Origin of the sequence: Cupriavidus plantarum, assembly GCF_905397285.1 — a bacterium.
GTDB lineage: Bacteria > Pseudomonadota > Gammaproteobacteria > Burkholderiales > Burkholderiaceae > Cupriavidus > Cupriavidus plantarum.
The window spans coordinates 673,598-692,788 of the sequence record NZ_CAJPUX010000001.1; the positions used below are offsets into that span (position 1 = coordinate 673,598).

Annotated in this window: 20 protein-coding genes; 4 read left to right on the forward strand and 16 right to left on the reverse strand. The window is 66.7% G+C overall.

Annotated elements, in window-relative coordinates; translation table 11 throughout:
* Nucleotides 1-124: 124 nt before the first annotated feature.
* The gene (locus KHP16_RS03155; protein WP_109581834.1) at nucleotides 125-445 is read left to right on the forward strand and encodes a hypothetical protein; all 321 of its coding nucleotides are present in this window, start codon (nucleotides 125-127) and stop codon (nucleotides 443-445) included.
* Nucleotides 446-461: 16 nt separating this feature from the next.
* Here the strand turns inward: KHP16_RS03155 and KHP16_RS03160 are convergent, their stop codons facing one another.
* The 7 genes from KHP16_RS03160 to KHP16_RS03190 form a co-directional block, all read right to left on the reverse strand.
* The gene (locus tag KHP16_RS03160) at nucleotides 462-809 is read right to left on the reverse strand and encodes an FKBP-type peptidyl-prolyl cis-trans isomerase (RefSeq protein WP_109581833.1); all 348 of its coding nucleotides are present in this window, start codon (nucleotides 807-809) and stop codon (nucleotides 462-464) included.
* A 39-nt stretch (nucleotides 810-848) separates the two neighbouring features.
* On the reverse strand, nucleotides 849-1,394 hold the full coding sequence (locus KHP16_RS03165; RefSeq protein ID WP_109581832.1) for a YaeQ family protein: 546 nt from the start codon (nucleotides 1,392-1,394) through the stop codon (nucleotides 849-851).
* 88 nt (nucleotides 1,395-1,482) lie between these two features.
* Nucleotides 1,483-1,791, reverse strand: coding sequence for a hypothetical protein (locus tag KHP16_RS03170; protein WP_211959564.1), 309 nt, complete (start codon nucleotides 1,789-1,791; stop codon nucleotides 1,483-1,485).
* A 121-nt stretch (nucleotides 1,792-1,912) separates the two neighbouring features.
* Nucleotides 1,913-2,476 (reverse strand): YceI family protein, encoded by a 564-nt coding sequence (locus tag KHP16_RS03175; protein WP_115954065.1) that lies wholly within the window; start codon nucleotides 2,474-2,476, stop codon nucleotides 1,913-1,915.
* An 87-nt stretch (nucleotides 2,477-2,563) separates the two neighbouring features.
* Entirely contained in the window at nucleotides 2,564-2,950 is a 387-nt protein-coding gene (locus KHP16_RS03180; RefSeq protein WP_109581829.1) for an MAPEG family protein, read from the reverse strand.
* A gap of 38 nt (nucleotides 2,951-2,988) precedes the next feature.
* A complete protein-coding gene (locus tag KHP16_RS03185) occupies nucleotides 2,989-3,225 on the reverse strand; it encodes an RNA-binding S4 domain-containing protein (RefSeq protein ID WP_115953653.1) in 237 nt (78 codons plus the stop codon).
* On the reverse strand, nucleotides 3,225-4,982 hold the full coding sequence (locus KHP16_RS03190) for a glutamine--tRNA ligase/YqeY domain fusion protein (RefSeq protein WP_121491859.1): 1,758 nt from the start codon (nucleotides 4,980-4,982) through the stop codon (nucleotides 3,225-3,227). The genes KHP16_RS03185 and KHP16_RS03190 overlap by 1 nt, the downstream gene beginning before the upstream one ends.
* 217 nt (nucleotides 4,983-5,199) lie before the next feature.
* Between KHP16_RS03190 and KHP16_RS03195 the strand changes: the two genes are divergently transcribed.
* Nucleotides 5,200-6,642 (forward strand): CoA transferase, encoded by a 1,443-nt coding sequence (locus KHP16_RS03195; RefSeq protein WP_211959970.1) that lies wholly within the window; start codon nucleotides 5,200-5,202, stop codon nucleotides 6,640-6,642.
* A gap of 5 nt (nucleotides 6,643-6,647) precedes the next feature.
* Here the strand turns inward: KHP16_RS03195 and KHP16_RS03200 are convergent, their stop codons facing one another.
* The 4 genes from KHP16_RS03200 to KHP16_RS03215 all read right to left on the reverse strand — a co-directional run bounded on the left by KHP16_RS03200 (nucleotide 6,648) and on the right by KHP16_RS03215 (nucleotide 11,011).
* Nucleotides 6,648-7,289, reverse strand: a complete 642-nt coding sequence (locus KHP16_RS03200) for a pyridoxamine 5'-phosphate oxidase family protein (protein ID WP_109581825.1) — start codon at nucleotides 7,287-7,289, stop codon at nucleotides 6,648-6,650.
* A 47-nt stretch (nucleotides 7,290-7,336) separates the two neighbouring features.
* A complete protein-coding gene (locus KHP16_RS03205) occupies nucleotides 7,337-8,212 on the reverse strand; it encodes a PhzF family phenazine biosynthesis protein (RefSeq protein WP_121491857.1) in 876 nt (291 codons plus the stop codon).
* A 173-nt stretch (nucleotides 8,213-8,385) separates the two neighbouring features.
* Complete coding sequence (gene ggt, locus KHP16_RS03210) at nucleotides 8,386-10,011, reverse strand: gamma-glutamyltransferase (protein ID WP_109581823.1); 1,626 nt, start codon at nucleotides 10,009-10,011, stop codon at nucleotides 8,386-8,388.
* Between the two features lie 22 nt (nucleotides 10,012-10,033).
* Complete coding sequence (locus KHP16_RS03215) at nucleotides 10,034-11,011, reverse strand: Bug family tripartite tricarboxylate transporter substrate binding protein (protein WP_109581822.1); 978 nt, start codon at nucleotides 11,009-11,011, stop codon at nucleotides 10,034-10,036.
* Nucleotides 11,012-11,152: 141 nt separating this feature from the next.
* Here KHP16_RS03215 and KHP16_RS03220 point away from each other — a divergent pair, with 141 nt between their 5' ends.
* Nucleotides 11,153-12,037 (forward strand): LysR substrate-binding domain-containing protein, encoded by an 885-nt coding sequence (locus KHP16_RS03220; protein WP_109581821.1) that lies wholly within the window; start codon nucleotides 11,153-11,155, stop codon nucleotides 12,035-12,037.
* 89 nt (nucleotides 12,038-12,126) lie between these two features.
* On the opposite strand, the gene KHP16_RS03225 is transcribed toward KHP16_RS03220, so the two are convergent.
* Entirely contained in the window at nucleotides 12,127-13,629 is a 1,503-nt protein-coding gene (locus tag KHP16_RS03225) for a tripartite tricarboxylate transporter permease (RefSeq protein WP_109581820.1), read from the reverse strand.
* A gap of 13 nt (nucleotides 13,630-13,642) precedes the next feature.
* Nucleotides 13,643-14,104, reverse strand: coding sequence for a tripartite tricarboxylate transporter TctB family protein (locus KHP16_RS03230; protein WP_109581819.1), 462 nt, complete (start codon nucleotides 14,102-14,104; stop codon nucleotides 13,643-13,645).
* Between the two features lie 382 nt (nucleotides 14,105-14,486).
* Between KHP16_RS03230 and KHP16_RS03235 the strand changes: the two genes are divergently transcribed.
* Entirely contained in the window at nucleotides 14,487-16,259 is a 1,773-nt protein-coding gene (locus KHP16_RS03235) for a potassium/proton antiporter (protein WP_211959565.1), read from the forward strand.
* Between the two features lie 30 nt (nucleotides 16,260-16,289).
* Here KHP16_RS03235 and KHP16_RS03240 read toward each other — a convergent pair whose 3' ends face one another.
* From KHP16_RS03240 to KHP16_RS03250, 3 genes are read right to left on the reverse strand one after another with little or no spacing between them, the layout of a single operon-like run.
* Nucleotides 16,290-17,330, reverse strand: coding sequence for a Bug family tripartite tricarboxylate transporter substrate binding protein (locus tag KHP16_RS03240; RefSeq protein WP_179592830.1), 1,041 nt, complete (start codon nucleotides 17,328-17,330; stop codon nucleotides 16,290-16,292).
* A 17-nt stretch (nucleotides 17,331-17,347) separates the two neighbouring features.
* On the reverse strand, nucleotides 17,348-17,800 hold the full coding sequence (locus KHP16_RS03245) for a DUF2214 family protein (RefSeq protein ID WP_109581816.1): 453 nt from the start codon (nucleotides 17,798-17,800) through the stop codon (nucleotides 17,348-17,350).
* Nucleotides 17,801-17,841: 41 nt separating this feature from the next.
* Nucleotides 17,842-19,062 carry a CaiB/BaiF CoA transferase family protein gene (locus tag KHP16_RS03250; protein ID WP_121491258.1) on the reverse strand — a complete coding sequence of 407 codons (1,221 nt, stop codon included), beginning with the start codon at nucleotides 19,060-19,062 and terminating at the stop codon, nucleotides 17,842-17,844.
* Between the last annotated feature and the right edge of the window lie 129 nt (nucleotides 19,063-19,191).

Genomic DNA, 19,191 nt, shown 5'->3' on the forward strand with positions numbered 1-19,191 from the left:
GTCCGCGTAACCACGGTCTTCCCACATTTCCACAGGCCGTGGTGTTTGCGCCACGGCGGGACGTATGTTCGTACAATGGAGCGGCACGTTCCCTAACGGCAGGTCAATGACAGGAGAGGGCGCCATGGCGCGTACGCTAACCGTGGTCTTCAACAACGGCAAGGAATTCGAGTTCACGCTGACGGAGGCCGAACTCGCCGGCATCGGCGAAGACGCGGCGTGGCGTTGGTTCGATCGCGAATACGCCGAGCTCGATTGCCAGGCGTCGAGCCCCGTGGGAAAGGTGCTCGTGATCGACAAGATCTTGAATGTCGCACGCTTCTCGGGGGAGCGGCGTTTCAGCGGCGACGCCGCGTGGGCGCAGGAATTCGCGCGTCACGCGGGCCGCCTGCTCGACCGTGACAAGGTCCGCGTTGACGTTGGCAACGCGTCCATCGGGTTCTGACGGCCGACTGGAAAGCTTAGACCGACAGCAATTCCACTTCGAACAGCAGCGTGGCGTTCGGCGGAATCACGCCGCCGGCGCCGCGCGCGCCGTAGCCGAGATCGGCGGGGATGACCAGGCGGCGCGTACCGCCGACCTTCATGCCCTGCACGCCTTCGTCCCAGCCGCGAATCACGTGGCCGGCGCCCAGCGGGAACACGAACGGATCGTTGCGGTCCTTGCTCGAGTCGAACTTGCGGCCAGCCTGGCCGTTCTCGTACAGCCAGCCCGTGTAATGCACGGTCACATGCTTGCCGGCGGTGGCTTCCGTGCCGTTACCGACGACGGTGTCTTCATACTGCAGGCCAGAGGGAGTGGTTTGCATCGTGAGTTTCCTTGAGGGGAAGCGTGGGTCGGCAGCGCGTCAGTCGGCGCGCTGGAGGACGTCCAGTGTGAGCTGGACGTTGTGATCGTCGTCGCTGACCCAGATTTCGCCATCCTGGATCGTGACGGACAGCCGCATCGCGCGTTGCGCCAGGCCGGCCAGCGCGTCGACCGCGTCCTGCGGGACATTGTAGATGGTGACGTTGCGCAGCTTGCCGGCCTTGCCCGCGATGCCCTTCCACCATTCGCGCGCGCTGGCGCTCTGGTAGGTGAACACGGTGACGCGCTGGGCGCGCGAGGACGCGCGCTTGAGGCGCGTTTCGTCGGGCTGGCCGAGGTCGATCCAGTGGAGGATGTCGCCGGTCAGCGCCTTGTCCCAGAGATCGGGCTCGTCGGGTTCGTCCAGGCCGCGCGTGAAGGTCAGCGTTTCGGTGGCCTCGCACGCGAACGCGAGCACGCGGATCATCATGCGCGCGTCGTTTTCGGACGGATGCTGGGCGATGGTCAGCGCGTGGCTGCCGTAATAGGGCCGATCCATGTCGGATACCGACAGTTCGGCCTTGAAGATGGTGGACTTGAGCGCCATGGGCCTGATTGGTGTCGCGGATAAAGACGCGCGAAAGGCCGCATCATACGTGATCCGCGCAAATCCACCGACAGTCCGGGCGCGGACCTCAGGACTTGCGGTAGTCGCTCAGGTAGAAACGCAGCAGCGCGGAGGCGAGCACGAGGCCGAGGAACGCGGCGGCCGCGACCATCGCGAGACCCGCAGCGCTGTTGATCTGGCCATCCACGGCCAGGCGGACCAGCACGGTCAGCACGAGCATGCCGAGCACCGGCAGCAGCAGGGCGTTGCGGCCGTACGTGCGGAATGCCCAGAGCGGGAACCGGCGCAGGAACTGAAGGGGAATGCTGCACACCAGGCAGGCGCCGGCCGCGGCGAGGGACGCCGCAACGACGTCTCCGGGAGAAATGGCAATCATCTTGACTCGCGTCGCCGGGACACGCGGGGCAGCGGGACGCGGCAGGTAGGGATTTAATGCAAGGCGCTGATTCTACAGAAGATTTTTGGCGCAAAGGTGACGCCGGGGCGTCATCCCGCACTCATTGGGGATTTCCCGGTGAGGCTTCCACGGTGATCTGCAGGGTCACCTCGTCGCCCACCTCCGGCAGGAAGCGCGTCAGCCCGAACGCGCTCCGTTTGAGCGTGGCATGGAAGTCGCCGCCGCAGACGTCGCGGCGCACGCCGAACAGCACGGTCTGGCCGCAGCTGAAGCGGTCTGCGTCCAGCCGCAGGGGCTGCGTGACCCCGCGCAGCGTGAAGGTGCCTTCCACCGCCACGAGCTTGCCGCCGTCGGTGACGAAGCGGTTGGCCGTGAACCGCGCATACGGATTGTTCTGGGCATCCAGGAACTGATCGGATCGCAGCACGCCGTCGAGCGTGCGGTTGCCCGTATCGACCGAGTCCGTGCCGACCGTGAAGTCGAGCGAACCCGCACCCGTGGCGGGGTCGTAGACGATGCGGCCGTCGATCTTGCCGAAGCGGCCACGCACCGTGGTCCGGTCGAAGTGACTCGCCCCGAAATACACCGACGTGTGGAGCGGGTCCACCGTATAGTTGGCGGGGGCCGCGAAGGCGGTCAGCGGCATGATCGCGGCAACCGCCATGGCGGCAACCGGCGCGGCAACAAGCGCGGCAACCGGCGCGGCAACCGGCGCGGCGCGGGAAAGCATCGCACGCATCGACGATCCCCCTCAATGAACGAAGACCGGCAGCAAGAAGATGCCGATCACCGTCAGATACCCCAGCGTCCAGCACAGCGTCCGCAGCGTGGCCCGATCGGTGAGGTAGCAGACCGTGTACAGCACGCGCACGACGACGAACACCATCGCGAGTTCGTCGATGCGCGCGGCGGGCGCGCCAAGGTGGCTCGCGCTCAGTACCGCCGCGGCGAAAAACGGAAACGCCTCGAAGTGGTTGCGGTGCGCGAGATCCGCGCGCCGCGCGCGGCCACTCTGCTTTTCGAGCCAGCCGCGCGGGTCGTGGTTGTCGAAGCCGCCACGGCCCCCGGCCTTGGCCACGCTGACGGTCAGCACCGGCAGCAGGCCGGCGATCAGAACACACCAGAATGCGATTGGCATGCCGATTCCTTTCTCTGGTCCTGCACGGGCAATGGCGCTCAGCCTGCCACCACCCGGATCCTGACCCCAGCCACGTCCACGACCTGTCCCGCGCGGATCTTTGCCGTCTTGCGCGATTCGGTGGCGCCATCGACGGCCACCTCGCCTGCGGCGACGAGCGCCTTGCCGGCGCCGCCGCTGTCACAGACGCCCGCGAGCTTGAGCAGGTCGTTCAAGGCTATGAACTCCCGATCCAGCGGGAAGTTCACGTACTGCCGATCGTCTTTCGGCGGCATTACTTCGCGCTCCAGCTGTCCTTGAGACCGACGATGCGGTTGAACACGGGCTGGCCCGGCTTCGAGTCCACGCGGTCGGCGACGAAGTAGCCATGGCGTTCGAACTGATAGCGGTCCTCGGGCTTTGCTTCCTTCAGGCCCGGCTCCAGATACGCCCGGATGACCTTGCACGAGTCCGGGTTCAGCGCTTCGAGGAAGTCCTTGCCGCCCGAGTCCGGATGCGGGTCATTGAACAGCCGGTCGTACAGGCGCACTTCTGCCTCGTACGCGTGGGCCGCGCTGACCCAGTGGATGTTGCCCTTGACCTTGACGCTGTCCGCGCCCGGCGTGCCGCTCTTCGTCTCCGGCAGGTAGTTCGCGTGCACGGCCACGATGTTGCCGTCGGCGTCCTTGTCCACGCCCGTGCACTCGATCACGTAGCCATAGCGCAGGCGCACCTTGTTGCCCGGAAACAGGCGGAAATAGCCTTTCGGCGGATTCTCGTTGAAGTCCTCGCGCTCGATCCAGAGCTCGCGCGACAGCGGGAACACGCGACGGCCCAGTTCGGGCTGCTTCGGGTGGACCGGTGCCGAGCATTCCTCGCTCTGGCCTTCAGGGTAGTTATCGAGAATCAGCTTGATCGGGTCGAGCACGCCCACGCTGCGCGGCGCGCGCGCGTCGAGGTCGTCGCGCACGGCGCCTTCGAGCGTGCTCATGTCGATCCAGCTATCGGCCTTGGACACGCCGACGCGGTCGCAGAAGAGCTGGATCGACTCGGGCGTGAAGCCGCGGCGGCGGATGCCCACGATGGTCGGCATGCGCGGGTCGTCCCAGCCATCGACGCGCTTCTCGTTGACGAGTTGCAGCAGCTTGCGCTTGCTGGTGATGGCGTACGTGAGGTTCAGGCGCGCGAACTCGTATTGATGCGGCAGCGGGTCCTTGAACACGCCGGCGTCGCGCAGGTGGCCGAGCACCCAGTCGTACAGCGGACGGTTGTTCTCGAACTCGAGCGTGCACAGCGAGTGGGTGATGTTCTCCAGCGCGTCCGAGATGCAATGCGTGAAGTCGTACATCGGATAGATGCACCACTTGTCGCCCGTGCGGTGGTGATGCGCATGGCGGATGCGGTAGAGCACCGGGTCGCGCATCACGATGTTCGGCGCGCTCATGTCGATCTTCGCGCGCAGGACGTGCTCGCCGTCGGCGTACTTGCCCGCGCGCATATCCCGGAACAGCTGCAGGTTCTCTTCGACGGTGCGGTCGCGGTACGGGGAGGGCTTGCCCACTTCGGAGAAATTGCCGCGCGCGGCGGCGATCTGCTCGGCGCTCTGGCTATCGACATACGCCACGCCGCGCTGGATCAGCGTTTCGGCGAATGCGTAGAGCTGGTCGAAGTAATCGCTGGCGTAGTACAGATGCGCGCGCGGCGCGGCGCCCGCGGCGTCGCTGTCCCACGAGAAGCCGAGCCAATGCACGGCGTCGATGATGGAGTCGACGTATTCCGTGTCTTCCTTGACCGGGTTCGTGTCGTCGAAGCGCAGGTGGCAGCGGCCCGCGTAGTCGCGCGCGAGGCCGAAGTTCAGGCAGATGCTTTTGGCATGGCCGATATGCAGGTAACCGTTTGGCTCCGGCGGAAAGCGCGTGATGACTGGGGGCAGCGGCTCGCCGGCCTGGTCGGCGCGGGCGGCATAGGTGCCGGCGGCCAGGTCCTGGTCGATGATGCTCCGCAGGAAATTGGAGGCGGCGGGCGTGTCGGTGGGCTTGTTGTCTTGGCTCATGGTGGTGCCGCACTGGGGCGGCAGCAAAATCGATCTGGGGCAGCAGGATCGGCTGGCGGGCGCTCGGCCGGCCGGGTTGCGCTGAATAGCAGGATTTTACCGTGCCTTGGAATCGTGGCACGATCCCATGACTTGCGTCGCGGGAACATATGCCATGAACAGCCCCTTCTCGTCACTTGCAGCACCGGTGGTTTCTTCGTTGCGCCCGCCGCTGGCCATGGCGGCCGGCCCTGCGCTGGCGCAGGATGCGCTCGCCACGCTATGGCGCGATGCGGCCATGCCGATGGATGCGCTGGCGCACCTGACGCTGACGGGGGCGGACCCCGTGCTGCCCTCCAGCTTCCCGATCGGCGCGGCCGCGCAGGCCAGCCTCGGCGCCTCGGCGCTGGCTGCGGCCGCAATCTGGGCGCAGCGGACCGGGCGCGCGCAGCAGGTATCGGTCGACATGCGTCATACCCTGGCCGAGTTTCGCAGCGAGCGCTATTTGCGCGTCGATGGCGGCGCGGCACCCGAGCTCTGGGACAAGATCGCCGGGTTGTATCGATGCGGCGATGGGCGCTGGGTGCGCCTCCATACGAATTTTCCGCACCATCGCGATGGGGTGCTGCGGATTCTCGGCTGTGCGCATGACAAGACCGCCGTGCAGGCGGCGCTCGGGAAATGGGAGGCGTTCGCTTTCGAATCGGCGGCTTCCGAGGCCGGGCTCGTGGTCGCCGCCATGCGGACCTTCGACGAATGGGACGCGCATCCGCAGGCGGCGGCATTGCGCGGCTTGCCGCCGCTGACGATCGAACGCATCGGCGACGCGCCGCCGCGGCCTTTCGCGCCGTTGCCCGCGCATGGCGAAATCAATGTCGATAGCCGTCCGTTGACGGGCGTCCGCGTGCTCGACTTCACGCGCATCATCGCGGGCCCGGTCGCGGGCCGCACGCTCGCGGCGCATGGGGCGGACGTGCTGCTGGTCACGGCATCGCACCTGCCCGCGATCGCGCCGCTCGTGATCGACACGGGGCGGGGCAAGCGATCGTGCCAGCTGGACCTGCGCGATCCGGACGACAAGCGCGCGCTGCACAAGCTGCTGCATGGCGCGGATGTCTTGCTGCAGGGCTATCGGCCCAATGGACTGGCGGACCTCGGCATCGGCCCCGAAGCCGCGGCCCGCGCGCGGCCGGGCATCGTGTACGTGTCGCTGAGCGCGTACGGGCATGTCGGCCCGTGGGCGGGCAAGCGAGGCTTCGATTCGCTGGTGCAGACGGCGACGGGGCTCAACGATGCGGAAGCGAAGGCGTCGGGCGGCGCTGACCCGAAGCCGCTTCCCGCACAGGTGCTGGATCACGCGGCGGGGTACCTGCTGGCATTCGGCACGATGGCCGCCCTGCATCGCCGTGCGGTGGAGGGGGGCAGCTGGCATGTCCGCGTTTCGCTCGCGCAGGTTGGGCAGTGGCTGCGCGGACTGGGACGCGTGGACAATGGGTTCGGCGTCCCGGACCAGAAGATCGACGATGTGGCGGACTTGCTCGAAGTTCTGCCCTCCGGCTTTGGCGACCTGACAGTGGTCCGGCACGCGGCACGGCTATCCGAAACCCCCGCGCACTGGGCGTTGCCGTCGGTCCCGCTAGGGACGCATGCGGCGGAGTGGGCTCAATATAGCGTTAAGTAAAGCGCTCAGTACAGCGTCTTCCGCATCCGCTCGGGCAGTTCGCGGTCGTATGTGGCGCCATCGAACGTGCCGCCGCTGATATCGGTGAGGATCGTTCCCGTGCTGGGCAGCGCGGAGCGGGGGATCTGCACGTCCGGCGACCACAGGTGCGAGCGGACGAGGGCGCGCGCGCACTGGAAGAAGACCGACAACACCGACACCACCAGCACCGTCGTCGGTGCCTTGCCCTCGACCACGAAGCGCGAAATCAGCGACGGATCGGTCGAGATGCGGGCCGTGCCGCTCACGCGAAGGGTTTCGTTGACGCCCGGCACCAGAAACAGCAACCCCACCCGCGGATCCGCGAGGATGTTGCGCATGCTGTCGATCCGATTGTTGCCGCGCCGGTCCGGCAGCAGCAGCGTCCGGTCGTCGAGAATCTGCACGAAGCCCGGCGCGTCCCCGCGCGGCGAGCAGTCGCCGCCCTTGTCGTTGATCGTGGACAACAGACAAAACGGCGACTTCTCCACGAATGCGCGGTAGTGGGGATGCAGATAGTCGACTTCCTTCGACATGGAGGCCGCGCTCGGCTCCGCGTATAGCGCTTCCAGCGCGGCGATATCGTTCAGCACGTGGGGAGCGGAGATTTGCGGATCGTTCTCGGACATGATGGAAGAAGGAAAAAGACCAGACGCCACAGTATGACCGAGACGCGCTACAGCGTCACCGTCCCGCGCCCCAGCTCGATCACCCGGCCGCCAACGCGAATCGCGCCGTCGGCAGTGACGGCGAGTTCGAGCCTGCAGGGGCGATCCACCGCCTCGCCCTGGTCGACCTTGTAGAACGCGGGCAACGCATGCCCCGTGGCAAGCAGCCATCCGCCAAGGTTCGCGCAGGCCGAGCCCGTGCCGGGATCCTCCGCGAACGATCCCGCGTTCTTGGTAAAGAAGAACCGCACGAGCATCTTGCCCGGCGTCTGCACGTCCGGCGCGAACACATACGCGCATCGACGGCCCGTGGAAGGGCTTTGCGGCCATTGCTCGAATCGCCCGCCATCGGGCCGCGCGCGACGCACCGCTTCCGTCGAGCGGAGCGGCACCATCAACTGCTCGCTGCCGGTATCGACCCACATCGGCGAACCGGCGAGGTCCGACACATCCAGCCCGAGCAACGACGCAATCAGCGCATCGGGCGCGCCCGCTGGCGCCGTCCGCGGCGCGCCCTCATGTGGCGCCGTCAGCGTCCAGCGATCGTTGTCGGCGCCGGTGCCAGCGGTCACGGGCACGACGCCCGCCTTCACCTCGAGCGACAACGCATCGCCGCCGCCCGCGATATCGCGTAGCACATGCGCGGTGCCCAGCGTGGGATGCCCGGCAAACGGCATCTCGAAATTCGGCGTAAAAATCCGCACGCGTCGCGTGGCGACCTCCGATGGCAGCAGGAACGTTGTCTCGGAGAGGTTGAACTGGAGCGCCAGCCCCTGCATCGTGGCGTCATCCATGCCACGCGCATCCTCGAAGACGCAGAGCGGGTTGCCGGCGAGTATGGACTCGGCAAAGACGTTGACGATGCGATACGCGTACGTGGCCATGATGGGAAACCTCTCGGAAGCAGGGCTCCCCAGTGTAGTGATGCGCGCGGCGCGCGCCATGCACAGTTGTGTCCGTCGCGAGCGGAACAGTTGGCACGAAATCTGGCGCGAAAAAAAGCGCCGCGGTTGCCCGGGGCGCTTGCAGGACTGCGTAGACGGTGGTTTGCGGAGAATCAGAAGCCGACTGCCTGACCGTCGCGGCGGCTGTCGCTGGCCACGACATACCCTTGCTCGCGGTCGTCGGACAGGCGCCAGATGAACTGGCCCGAGCCGAAGTCCATGTACGGATCCTCGACGGACTTCAGCTGATGACCACGGGCCTTGAGCGCGGCCACGGTGTCCGCGTTCATCGTGCCCTCCACGTCGAGCGTGAAGTCGCGGTTGACCTTCCAGCGCGGTGCATCGCACGCGGCCTGCGGTTGCTGCTTGTAGTCGAGCATGCGTACGACGGTCTGCACGTGGCCCTGCGGCTGCATGTCGCCGCCCATCACGCCGAAGCTCATCACGGGCTGGCCATCGCGCGTCAGGAACGCGGGAATGATCGTGTGGAACGGACGCTTGCCGCCGGCCACCACATTGGCCGACTTCGGATCCATCGAGAAGCCCACGCCGCGGTTCTGCAGGCTGATGCCCGTGCCCGGCACGACCACGCCAGAACCGAAGCCCATGTAGTTCGACTGGATGAACGAGATCATCATGCCGTTCTCGTCGGCGGCGGTCAGATAGATCGTGCCGCCGGCCTTCGGCATGCCGAAGTTCGGATTCGTGGCGCGGTCCATGTCGATCAGTTTCGCGCGGGACTTCAGGTACGCGTCGTCGAGCATCTGCTCGGGCGTGACTTCCATGCTGCGCGGGTCGGCGACGTAGCGATACAGGTCGGCGAACGCGAGCTTCATCGCCTCGATCTGCAGATGCTGCGACTGCACCGAGTCGACCGGCAGCGCGCCCACGTCGAACTGGTCGAGAATGCCCAGCGCCATCAGCGCGGCGATGCCCTGGCCGTTCGGCGGAATTTCGTGCACGTCATAGCCGCGATAGGACTTCGAGATCGGCTTGACCCAGTCCGGACGATAGTTGCGCAGATCGTCGAGCGTCATTGCGCCGCCAATCTCCTTGCTGAACGCGGCGATCTTCTCCGCGATCTCGCCTTCGTAGTACGAGCGGCCACGCGTTGCCCCGATCTTGCGCAGCGTGTCGGCGGCCGCCTTGAACACGAACTTCTCGCCGACTTCGGGCGCGCGGCCGTGCGGCATGAACGTATCGGCGAAACCGGGCTGATTGCGCAGCTCGGGCACGGCAGCCGCCCACTTGTGCGCGACCACGGGCGGCACGGCGTAGCCGCGCTCGGCGATCTCGATCGCCGGTTCCATGAGGTCCTCGAACGGCAGCTTGCCGAAGCGCTCGTGCAGCGCGGCCCAGCCGGCCACCACGCCAGGCACGGTCACCGAGTCGATGCCGCGGATCGGGCGATTGGCGATGCCGTTGGCGGCCTCGCCATACTTGCCCTTGTAGTAATCGGTGTTCCACGCCGCCGGCGCCACGCCCGACGAGTTCAGGCCATGCAGTTCCTTGCCATCCCACAGGATCGCGAACGCATCGCTGCCCAGGCCGCACGACACGGGTTCCACGAGCGTGATCGCGGCCGCGGCGGCGATCGCCGCGTCCACGGCATTGCCGCCCTTCAGCAGCATGCGCAAACCGGCCTGCGCGGCCAGCGGATGCGAGGTGGACACCGTGTTGCGCGCGAACAGCGGAATGCGCACGGTGGGGTAGGGGTTGGTCCAGTTGAAGTTCTGCATGGTTGTCTCGTTGTCTTGTCTGTCAGTCCACCGTGATCTTGCGATCCTTGATCAGCTTGCCCCAGCGCGCGCTGTCCTGCTTCACCATCGCGGCGAACTGGGCCGGCGTGCCGCCGACGGGCTCGGCGCCGAGCTTGGCGAGGCGATCCTTCACGTCCTGCGACTGGATGGCCTTGTTGAACTCGGTGTTCAGGCGGGTAACGATGTCGGCGGGCAGGCCCTTGGGACCGTAGATGCCGAACCACGTGTTGGACTCGAAGCCGGGGAGTCCCGATTCGGCGACGGTCGGCACTTCAGGCGCGAGCGGCGAGCGCTTGAGGCTGGTCACCGCGAGCGCCTTCAGCTTGCCGTCCTTGACGTGGGGCATGCCGGACACGACGCTGTCGAACAGCACCTGCACCTTGTTCGAGATCAGGTCGGGCACGGCCAGCGCGGTGCCGCGATACGGGATGTGCGTGATAAACGTGCCCGTCTGCGCCTTGAACGCTTCGGCCGTCAGCTGGCCGATCGTGCCATTGCCGCTCGACGCATAGTTGAGCTCGCCCGGATGCTTCTTGGCGTAGTCGATCAGCTCCCTGACGTTCTTCGCCGGCAGCGTGTTCGGCACGACGAGGATGTTCGTGGCGATGGCTACCTGGCCCACCGGCGTGAAGTCCGTCTCGGTGTTGTACGGCAGCTTCGAATTGATATAAGGACCGATCGAGTGCGTGCTCGAGGTCGCGATCAGCAGCGTGTAGCCATCCGGGGCGGCCTTGGCGGCCATGTCGGAGCCGATGGCGCCGCCGGCGCCCGGGCGGTTGTCGACGACGATCTGCTGCCCCATGTCGGCGCCGACCTTCTGCGCGATCGCGCGCGCGAGCAGGTCGGTGGCGCCGCTGGCCGGGAACGGCACGATCAGGCGAATGGGTTTGCTTGGGTAGGTGTCCGCGAAGGACGGGGCGGCGGCGAGCATCAGGCTCGAGGCCAGGCCGAGGCCGATCAGGCGTAGCCGTTGGGTCATGCTGTGTACTCCGGGCAGGGCGGATTCGATAGGAACATCCATTATTCCGCGCGCCGGGTCACAATGAAAGCTAATATTCCTTTTGCGATTCACAAGAAATCCTTGTGAATCGGACCCTATAAACCGCCCCCGCCACGCCCAATGAGCACGATCCGATTCCTCCGCACCTTCGTCGCCGTCGCCGAACACGGCTCGTTTGCCGCCGCGGCGGGGCAGGTGGCGCTGACGCAGGCCGCCGTGAGCCTGCAGATGCGGTCGCTCGAGGAGGAGTTGCGCCGCGAACTGTTCGACCGCAGCGGCCGCGTCGCGGTGCTCAACGCCGACGGCCGCGAGCTGCTGCCGCAGGCGCGGCGGATGCTGGCCCTGTACGACGAGATGCGGATGCCGCTGGTCGCGTCGGAGGCGATGGCCGGCGCCGTGGCGGTGGGCGCGGTGGTGTCCGTCATGGGCGGGCTGTCCCATGCGGTGGCGCGCATGAAGCGCGCCTATCCCGCGCTGGACGTACGCCTCGTCGGCGCGAAGTCGATCGACCTGGCCGCGCAGGTCGAGCAGGGCACACTCGACGCGGCGTTTCTCGTGGAAGGGTCCGCGCGGCCAGCGGGCACGCTGCGGTGGACGCCGCTCTATCAGGAGCCGCTGGTGGCGATCGCCGCGCGCGGCGCGCCGGGCGAGACCGCGCGGCAGGCACTGGCGGGCAATCCGTTCCTGCGGTTCGACCGCACGCAGCGCACCGGCATGCTGGTGGAACGCGCGCTGCGGCGCGCGCATCTGCGCGTGAACGAATTCCTGGAGCTCAATTCGATCGAGGCACTGGTCGAACTCGTGCGGCAGGAAGTGGGCGTGACCGTGGTGCCGCTGCTCAAGCGCGCGCGCTGGCGCGACGACGAAGCGTTGCGGATCCTGCCGTTGCAGGCGGGCGGCGAGCCGCTGGTGCGCACGGTCGGCATGCTCGAGCGGCGGGACCATGGGCGCGACCACGTGACCGGCGCGATCCGGCAGGCGTGCGTGACGCTGTTTGGCGCCTGAACGGCAATCGTCGCAGTCAAAAAAAACGGGTGCCTTGCGGCACCCGGAGTTTTGCGTTGTGTGGCCGGCTGAGCCGGCCTGGTTCCTGCTTATTCTTCCTGGAACGCTTCTTCGCGCTTCGCCTTGATCGACGGCATCGCGACGATGGCCACCAGCACGGCCGCGGCGATCAGCAGGCCGAGCGACAGCGGACGGGTCACGAACACCGAGAAGTCACCGCGCGACAGCAGCAGCGAGCGGCGGAAGTTCTCTTCCATCATCGGTCCCAGCACGAAGCCGAGCAGCAGCGGGGCCGGCTCGCACTTCAGCTTGATGAACAGGTAGCCGATCAGGCCGAAGGCCGCGGTCTGGAACACGTCGAACGTGGTGTTCTGGACCGAGTACACGCCGATGCAGCAGAACGTCAGGATGGCCGGGAACAGGAAGCGGTACGGCACCTTCAGCAGCTTCACCCAGATACCGATCATCGGCAGGTTCAGGATGATCAGGATGAAGTTACCGATCCACATCGAGGCGATCAGGCCCCAGAACAGCGCGGGGTTGCTGGTCATGACCTGCGGACCCGGCTGGATGTTGTGGATGGTCATCGCACCGACCATCAGCGCCATCACGGCGTTCGGCGGAATGCCGAGCGTCAGCAGCGGGATGAACGAGGTCTGTGCCGCGGCGTTGTTGGCCGATTCCGGACCCGCCACGCCTTCGATCGCGCCCTTGCCGAACTCGTGGGCATGCTTCGAGGTCTTCTTTTCCAGCGAGTAGGCCGCGAACGACGCCAGCGATGCACCGCCACCCGGGAGAATACCGAGCGCCGAGCCGAGCACCGTGCCGCGCAGTACGGCCGGGATCATGCGCTTGAAGTCTTCCTTGGTCGGGAACAGGTTCGTCACCTTGTTCGTGAACGTCTCGCGGGCTTCCTTCTGTTCGAGGTTCGCGATGATTTCCGCGAAGCCGAACACACCCATCGCCACGGACACGAAGTTCAGGCCGTCGGTCAGTTCAGGCACGTCGAACGAGAAGCGCGCCGCGCCCGAGTTCACGTCGGTACCGACGAGACCCAGCAGCAGACCGAGCACGATCATCGCGATCGCCTTGACGAGCGAGCCGGACGCCAGCACCACGGCGCCGATCAGGCCCAGCACCATCAGCGAAAAGTACTCGGCGGGGCCGAACTTGAACGCCAGTTCCGACAGCGGCGCGGCGAAGGCCGCCAGGATCAGCGTGGCCACGCAGCCCGCGAAGAACGAGCCGAGACCCGCTGTCGCCAGCGCCACCCCCGCCCGTCCTCGCCGGGCCATCTGGTAGCCATCGATGGTAGTCACCACCGACGACGATTCGCCCGGCAGGTTCACCAGAATTGCAGTGGTGGAGCCGCCGTACTGCGCGCCGTAGTAGATACCGGCCAGCATGATCAGCGCGGCCACCGGCGGCAGCGTGTACGTCACGGGCAGCAGCATCGCGATGGTCGCGAGCGGGCCGAGGCCCGGCAGCACGCCGATCAGCGTGCCCAGGATACAGCCGAGGAACGCGTAAGCGAGGTTCTGGAAGGAGAGGGCGGTGGAAAAGCCCAGTCCCAGGTTGGTCAACAGTTCCATGTGGGACGTCTCCTTAGCCGGTGATGAAAGCAGGCCACACCGGCATCTGCAGGTTGATGCCGTACACGAACGCGCCCATGCTGATCACGACCAGGAGGACAGCGGCCGCGAGTGCGCCCTTCCAGCTGAATTCATGGCTCGCCATCGACGAGACCATCACCAGCACGAATACGGACAGCACCATGCCCAGCGGTTTGAGCAGCAGGCCGAACAGGACGACCGCGCCCAGGATCCACAGCAGGGTCTTGATGTCCCACTTGGCCAGTTGATCTTCTTCCGCCTTCATGGACAGCGAGCCCCACAGCACGAGCACGCCGAGCAGGGCCAGCACGATGCCGAGCCAGAACGGGAAATATCCCGGCCCCATCTTGGCGGCGGTGCCCATGGAATAGGTACGGGCGACCCAGGAAAAGCCGATACCGACCAGGATGAACATCAGGCCGGAGGCAAAGTCCTTTTGGCTACGTATGCGCAAAGTGATTCTCCTCGATAAGACGCTTCAAATTCTTCGCAACGGTGCAGTTGATGCACTGCACAAGGGGGCGATTTGCCCCTGACCCCGTCGCGAGCAGGGTGGAAGGTAAAAGGGGCACCTTTCAGCTACCTTTCATATGTCTGCATTCAGCGTCATGCTCAGGGTATGTCCCTAGGAATACGTATGAAAGGCGGCAGAAAGGCCGAGGGTAAATACCGGGGAACGCAGGCAGGAGGCGGGCTGCGGGTACGTCAGCGGCAACCCGACTGCCAACTGGCGAGGGCTCGGTTATGATCGTCGGACCCTGCGTCCGCCCGCGCGTTGAAAGAAAACGGAAAGCCCGCCGAAAGGTTTGAAAGGTTCGAAAGGAGAGAGGTGACGCGTGGAGAGCATCGAGCATGCCATCCTCATCGGCGCCGTGGTGATGTCGCTCGGCATCGTCGTCGGTGCGTTCTCGTCGCGCTTCGGCGTGCCGTTCCTGCTCGTCTTCCTCGGTGTCGGCATGCTCGCCGGCGTGGATGGCCCCGGCCATATCAAGTTCAACAACACGTGGCTCAGTTTCCTTGTCGGCAACGTCGCGCTGGCGATCATCCTGCTCGACGGCGGCCTGCGCACGCGGCTGGCGACGTTCCGGGTCGCGCTGCGGCCATCGCTGTCGCTCGCCACCATCGGCGTGCTCATCACCGCGGGGCTGGTCGGCGTGTTCGCGAGCTGGCTGCTGGCGGTGGACTGGAAGCTCGGGCTGCTGTTCGGCGCGATCGTCGGCTCGACCGACGCGGCCGCGGTGTTCTCGCTGCTGAACAGCAGCGGCATCCGGCTCAAGGAGCGCGTGGCGAGCGTGCTCGAGATCGAGTCGGGCATCAACGACCCGATGGCCATCTTCCTGACGCTGACCCTGATCGAATGGATCACCGCCCCCGAAGCGCTGACGCCCGCCGCGCTCGCACTGCGCTTGCTGGTCCAGTTCGGCGTGGGCGGCCTGCTCGGACTGGGGCTCGGCTATTGCCTCGCCAATGTGCTGGAGCGCATCAAGGTGGCCGAGGGCCTGCAGGCGATTCTCGTCTGCGCGGGCGGCCTGATGGTGTTCTCCATCGTGCAGACCGCGGGCGGCAGCGGCTTCCTCGCCGTGTACCTGACGGGCGTGCTCGTCGGCAACCGGGAGCGCGCGGTAACGTCCGACACCATGCGTGCGATGGACGGCATGGCGTGGCTCTCGCAATCGGTGATGTTCCTGCTGCTCGGCTTGCTCGTGACGCCGCATCGCATCTGGGACATCGCGCTGCCCGCGTTGCTGATCGGCTTGTTCCTGATGTTCGTGGCGCGGCCGTTCGCGGTGTGGATCGCGCTGCTGCCGTTCCGCTTCAACGCGCGCGAAAAGGCGTTCCTCGGCTGGATGGGGCTGCGCGGCGCGGTGCCGATCGTACTGTCGCTGTTCCCCCTGCTGAAAGGCATGGAGGATTCCGGCCTCGTGTTCCGCGTCGCCTTCGCGGTGGTGCTGCTAAGCCTGCTTTGCCAGGGCACGACCGTCGCGCTGGCGGCCCGGCTCGCGCGCGTGATGCGGCCGAACTATCAAGAGCCGCTGTCGCGCGAGCACCTGATCGGCACGCGCGCGCCCGCGCTGGAGCTGATGCAGTTTCTCGTCGCGACGAACGCGCCGGTGGCGGACCAGCGCGCGGACCATCTTGAATTGCCGCCGCGCTGCAGGGTGGTGGCGGTGGCGCGCGATAACACGTTGCTCCCGCTCGACCACGCGGTGCTGACGCCGGGCGATATCGTGTCGGTACTGGCGCCGGCGGGCACCGTGCCGATGCTGTCCCGCCTCTTCCTCACCACGGCCACGCCGCCCGAGTGGGATCAGGTGGCGCACGACTTCCTGCTGGCGGGGAGCGCGTCGCTCGCCGAGGTGGCGGCGCTCTACGGCGGGCGCGAGCTGACACCCGCGCAGGGAGAGCAGACGCTCGAGACCGCGATGCTCGCGGCTTTTCCATCGCCGCCCGTCGAGGGCGACGCGGTGGAGGTGGCCGGGCTGCGGCTCACGGTCACGCGGATGGAGGGGCCGCGGATCTTGCAGGCCGGTCTGCTGCTGCCCCGCGGCATCGGGCCGGACGAGGCGGCCCGGGACAGCGCATGGCGTCTGCGCCGGCGCGCGCCCTGAGATGGCAGGGCGTGTCGGCCAGTCCCGGCGTCAGTCGACCTTCGCGCCAGAGACCTTCACCACCTCGCCATACTTCTTCAGCTCGCGGCGAATCAGCGCGGCGAATTGCTCGGGCGTGGTCGGCGCCGGCTGTGCGCCGATGCGCGCCAGTCTGGCCTTCATGTCTTCCGTCTTGAGAATCGCGACGATATCGCGATTGAGCCGATCGACGATCTCGCGCGGCGTGTTGGCCGGCGCGAACACGCCAAACCACGTCGAAATATCGAACCCTTCGAGGCCGAGCCCCTTGCCGGCTTCGGCGATCGTCGGCAGCTCGGGGAACGCCGCGGCGCGCGCCTGCGTGGTGACCGCGAACGCCTTGAGCTTGCCCGCCTTGATATTGGCCGACGCCGAGGCGAGGTTATCGAAGATGAGGTCGGTCTGCCCCGACAGCACCGACAACTGCGCGGGCGAAGCGCCGTTGTACGGAATATGGACCATGCTCACATGCGCCATGCTCTTGAACAATTCGCCCGAGAGGTGGCCCGCGCTGCCGTTGCCGCCCGACGCGTAGTCGAGCTTGCCCGGATGGCTGCGCGCATAGGTAACGAGGTCGCGCACGTTGTTGATATGCAGTTCGGCGGCCTTGCCCGGATGCATCACGAGCACGTTCGGCACATCCGCGACGAGCGTCACCGGCGCGAAGTCCCGAATCGGGTCGTATGGCATCTTCGTGAACAGCGTCGGATTGATGGCATGCGTGGCCACGGCGCCCATCAGGATCGTATAGCCGTCGGCGGGCTGCTTGGCGACGAAGTCCGCGCCGAGGTTGCCGCCCGCGCCGGGCTTGTTCTCCACCACTACGGGCTGGCCGAGCTCCTCGCGCAGCTTCTCGCCGATCGCGCGCGCGACCGTGTCGAGCGGGCCGCCGGCGGGGTAGGGGACGACGAAGCGGAGCGGCTTGGTCGGCCAGTTGGCGGCGGCGGGGCCCGCCGGTGCGGCGTGGGCAGCGGTGACGGTGAGGGTGGTGAGTGACGTAAGGGCGGTGACTGCGACGGCCAGCTTCGTGGCCTTGATCAATGTCTTGAGCATAAGAAAACCATCAGAAATTACATGCCGATCCCACGCGCCATCATCACCGCGCACAACGGCAGCAGGATGAGCACATGCGCCTGGATCATGACCCAGCGGCGCGCGATCTTGATCTCCGCCGGCGTCGGCACGAACTCGGGCAGCGTGCGCGCCTGCTTGCGCCAGCCGGCGATCCTGAACGTCGGCGGCAGCGAGCACAGCGCAATCAGCACGAAGATCGTCATCTTGGCGTGGAACCACGGGTTGTGGATATAGAAGTCCACGCCCTTGGCGCCATAGAACAGCCGCAGCAGCCCGGAGACGAGCACGGCGATGGCCGAGAGGAAATAGAACAGATCGTAGAGGGACAGGCGCCGAAGCGCGGCGGGCGTCATGTCGGGCCGCAGCACGACCGCCTCGGCCGCCATCAGCGTGACAAGCAGGAAGATGGCGCCAAAGTGAAAGAACGCGAGCAACGCATCGGTCAGCATGTCTCCTCCGGTGGGGAATATTGTTATTGGGGCCGGGCAGGCTATATCACGCCCTTGCCACGCAACGCGGCGATACGGTCGGCGTCGTAACCGAGCGTGTCGGCCAGCACCGCCTCCGTATGCTCGCCGAGCAACGGCGGATGCCGGAATGCTTCGGGCGGGGTCTTGCTCATGCGGATCGGGCTGCCGACGAGCTTCACCTCGCCCGCGGTCGGATGCGACAGGTCCACGCGCAGTCCGCGCGCCTTGACCTGCTCGTCCTCGAACACGTCGTCTAGCGTATTGATCGGACCGCACGGCACGCCGGCCGCCTCCAGGTCCGCGATCCACTGCGCGCGCGTGCGCGGGCGCACCATCTCGGCAAGGATCGGCACCAGCGTGTCGCGGTTGGCCACCCGCTGCGGATTCGTCGCGAAGCGCGGCTCGTCGGCCAGTTCGGGGCGGCCGCCCGCGTTCACGAACTTGCGGAACTGTCCGTCGTTACCCACGGCGACGATGATCCAGCCATCGGCGGCCTGGAACGTCTGGTAGGGGACGATGTTCGGATGCGCGTTGCCCCAGCGCTTCGGCGCCACGCCGCTGGCGAGGTAGTTCGTATTCATGTTGGCGAGCATCGCCACCTGCACGTCGAGCAGCGCCATGTCGATGTACTGGCCCTCGCCCGTGCGGTCGCGGTGCGCGAGCGCGGCCAGCACCGCGATGGTCGCGTACTGGCCCGTCATCAGGTCGGAGATCGCCACGCCGGCTTTCTGCGGGCCGCCGCCGGGCAGGTCGTCCCGCTCGCCGGTCAGGCTCATGAAGCCGCCCATGCCCTGGATGATGAAGTCGTAGCCCGCGCGGTTCGCGTACGGCCCCGTCTGGCCAAAGCCTGTGACCGAGCAGTAGACGATGTCGGGCTTGACGGCGCGCAGCGCGTCGTAGTCGAGCCCGTATTTCTTCAGCTGGCCGACCTTGTAGTTCTCCAGCACCACGTCGCTTTGCGCCGCGAGCTCGCGCACGAGCTGCTGGCCCTCGGGCGTGCTGATGTCGCAGGTCACCGAACGCTTGTTGCGGTTGGCGGCCAGGTAATAGGCGGCTTCCGCGGTGTCGCGGCCGTCCTCCGTCTTCAGCCAGGGCGGTCCCCACGTGCGGGTATCGTCACCGGCGCCGGGGCGCTCGATCTTGATGACATCGGCGCCGAAGTCGGCGAGATTCTGTGCGCACCACGGCCCGGCGAGAACGCGGGTCAGGTCGAGGACGCGAAGGTGGCTCAAGGCTCCCATCGGGGGATGGCCGGGCAAGGACGGCGCGAAATTGGGAAAGATCGCACTGTACCACCCGGCGGGCCGCCGGACGCACTTGCGGCCGCCACGCGGAGTCTGCCCCCCGGCATGGCTTCCCCGTATAATCAA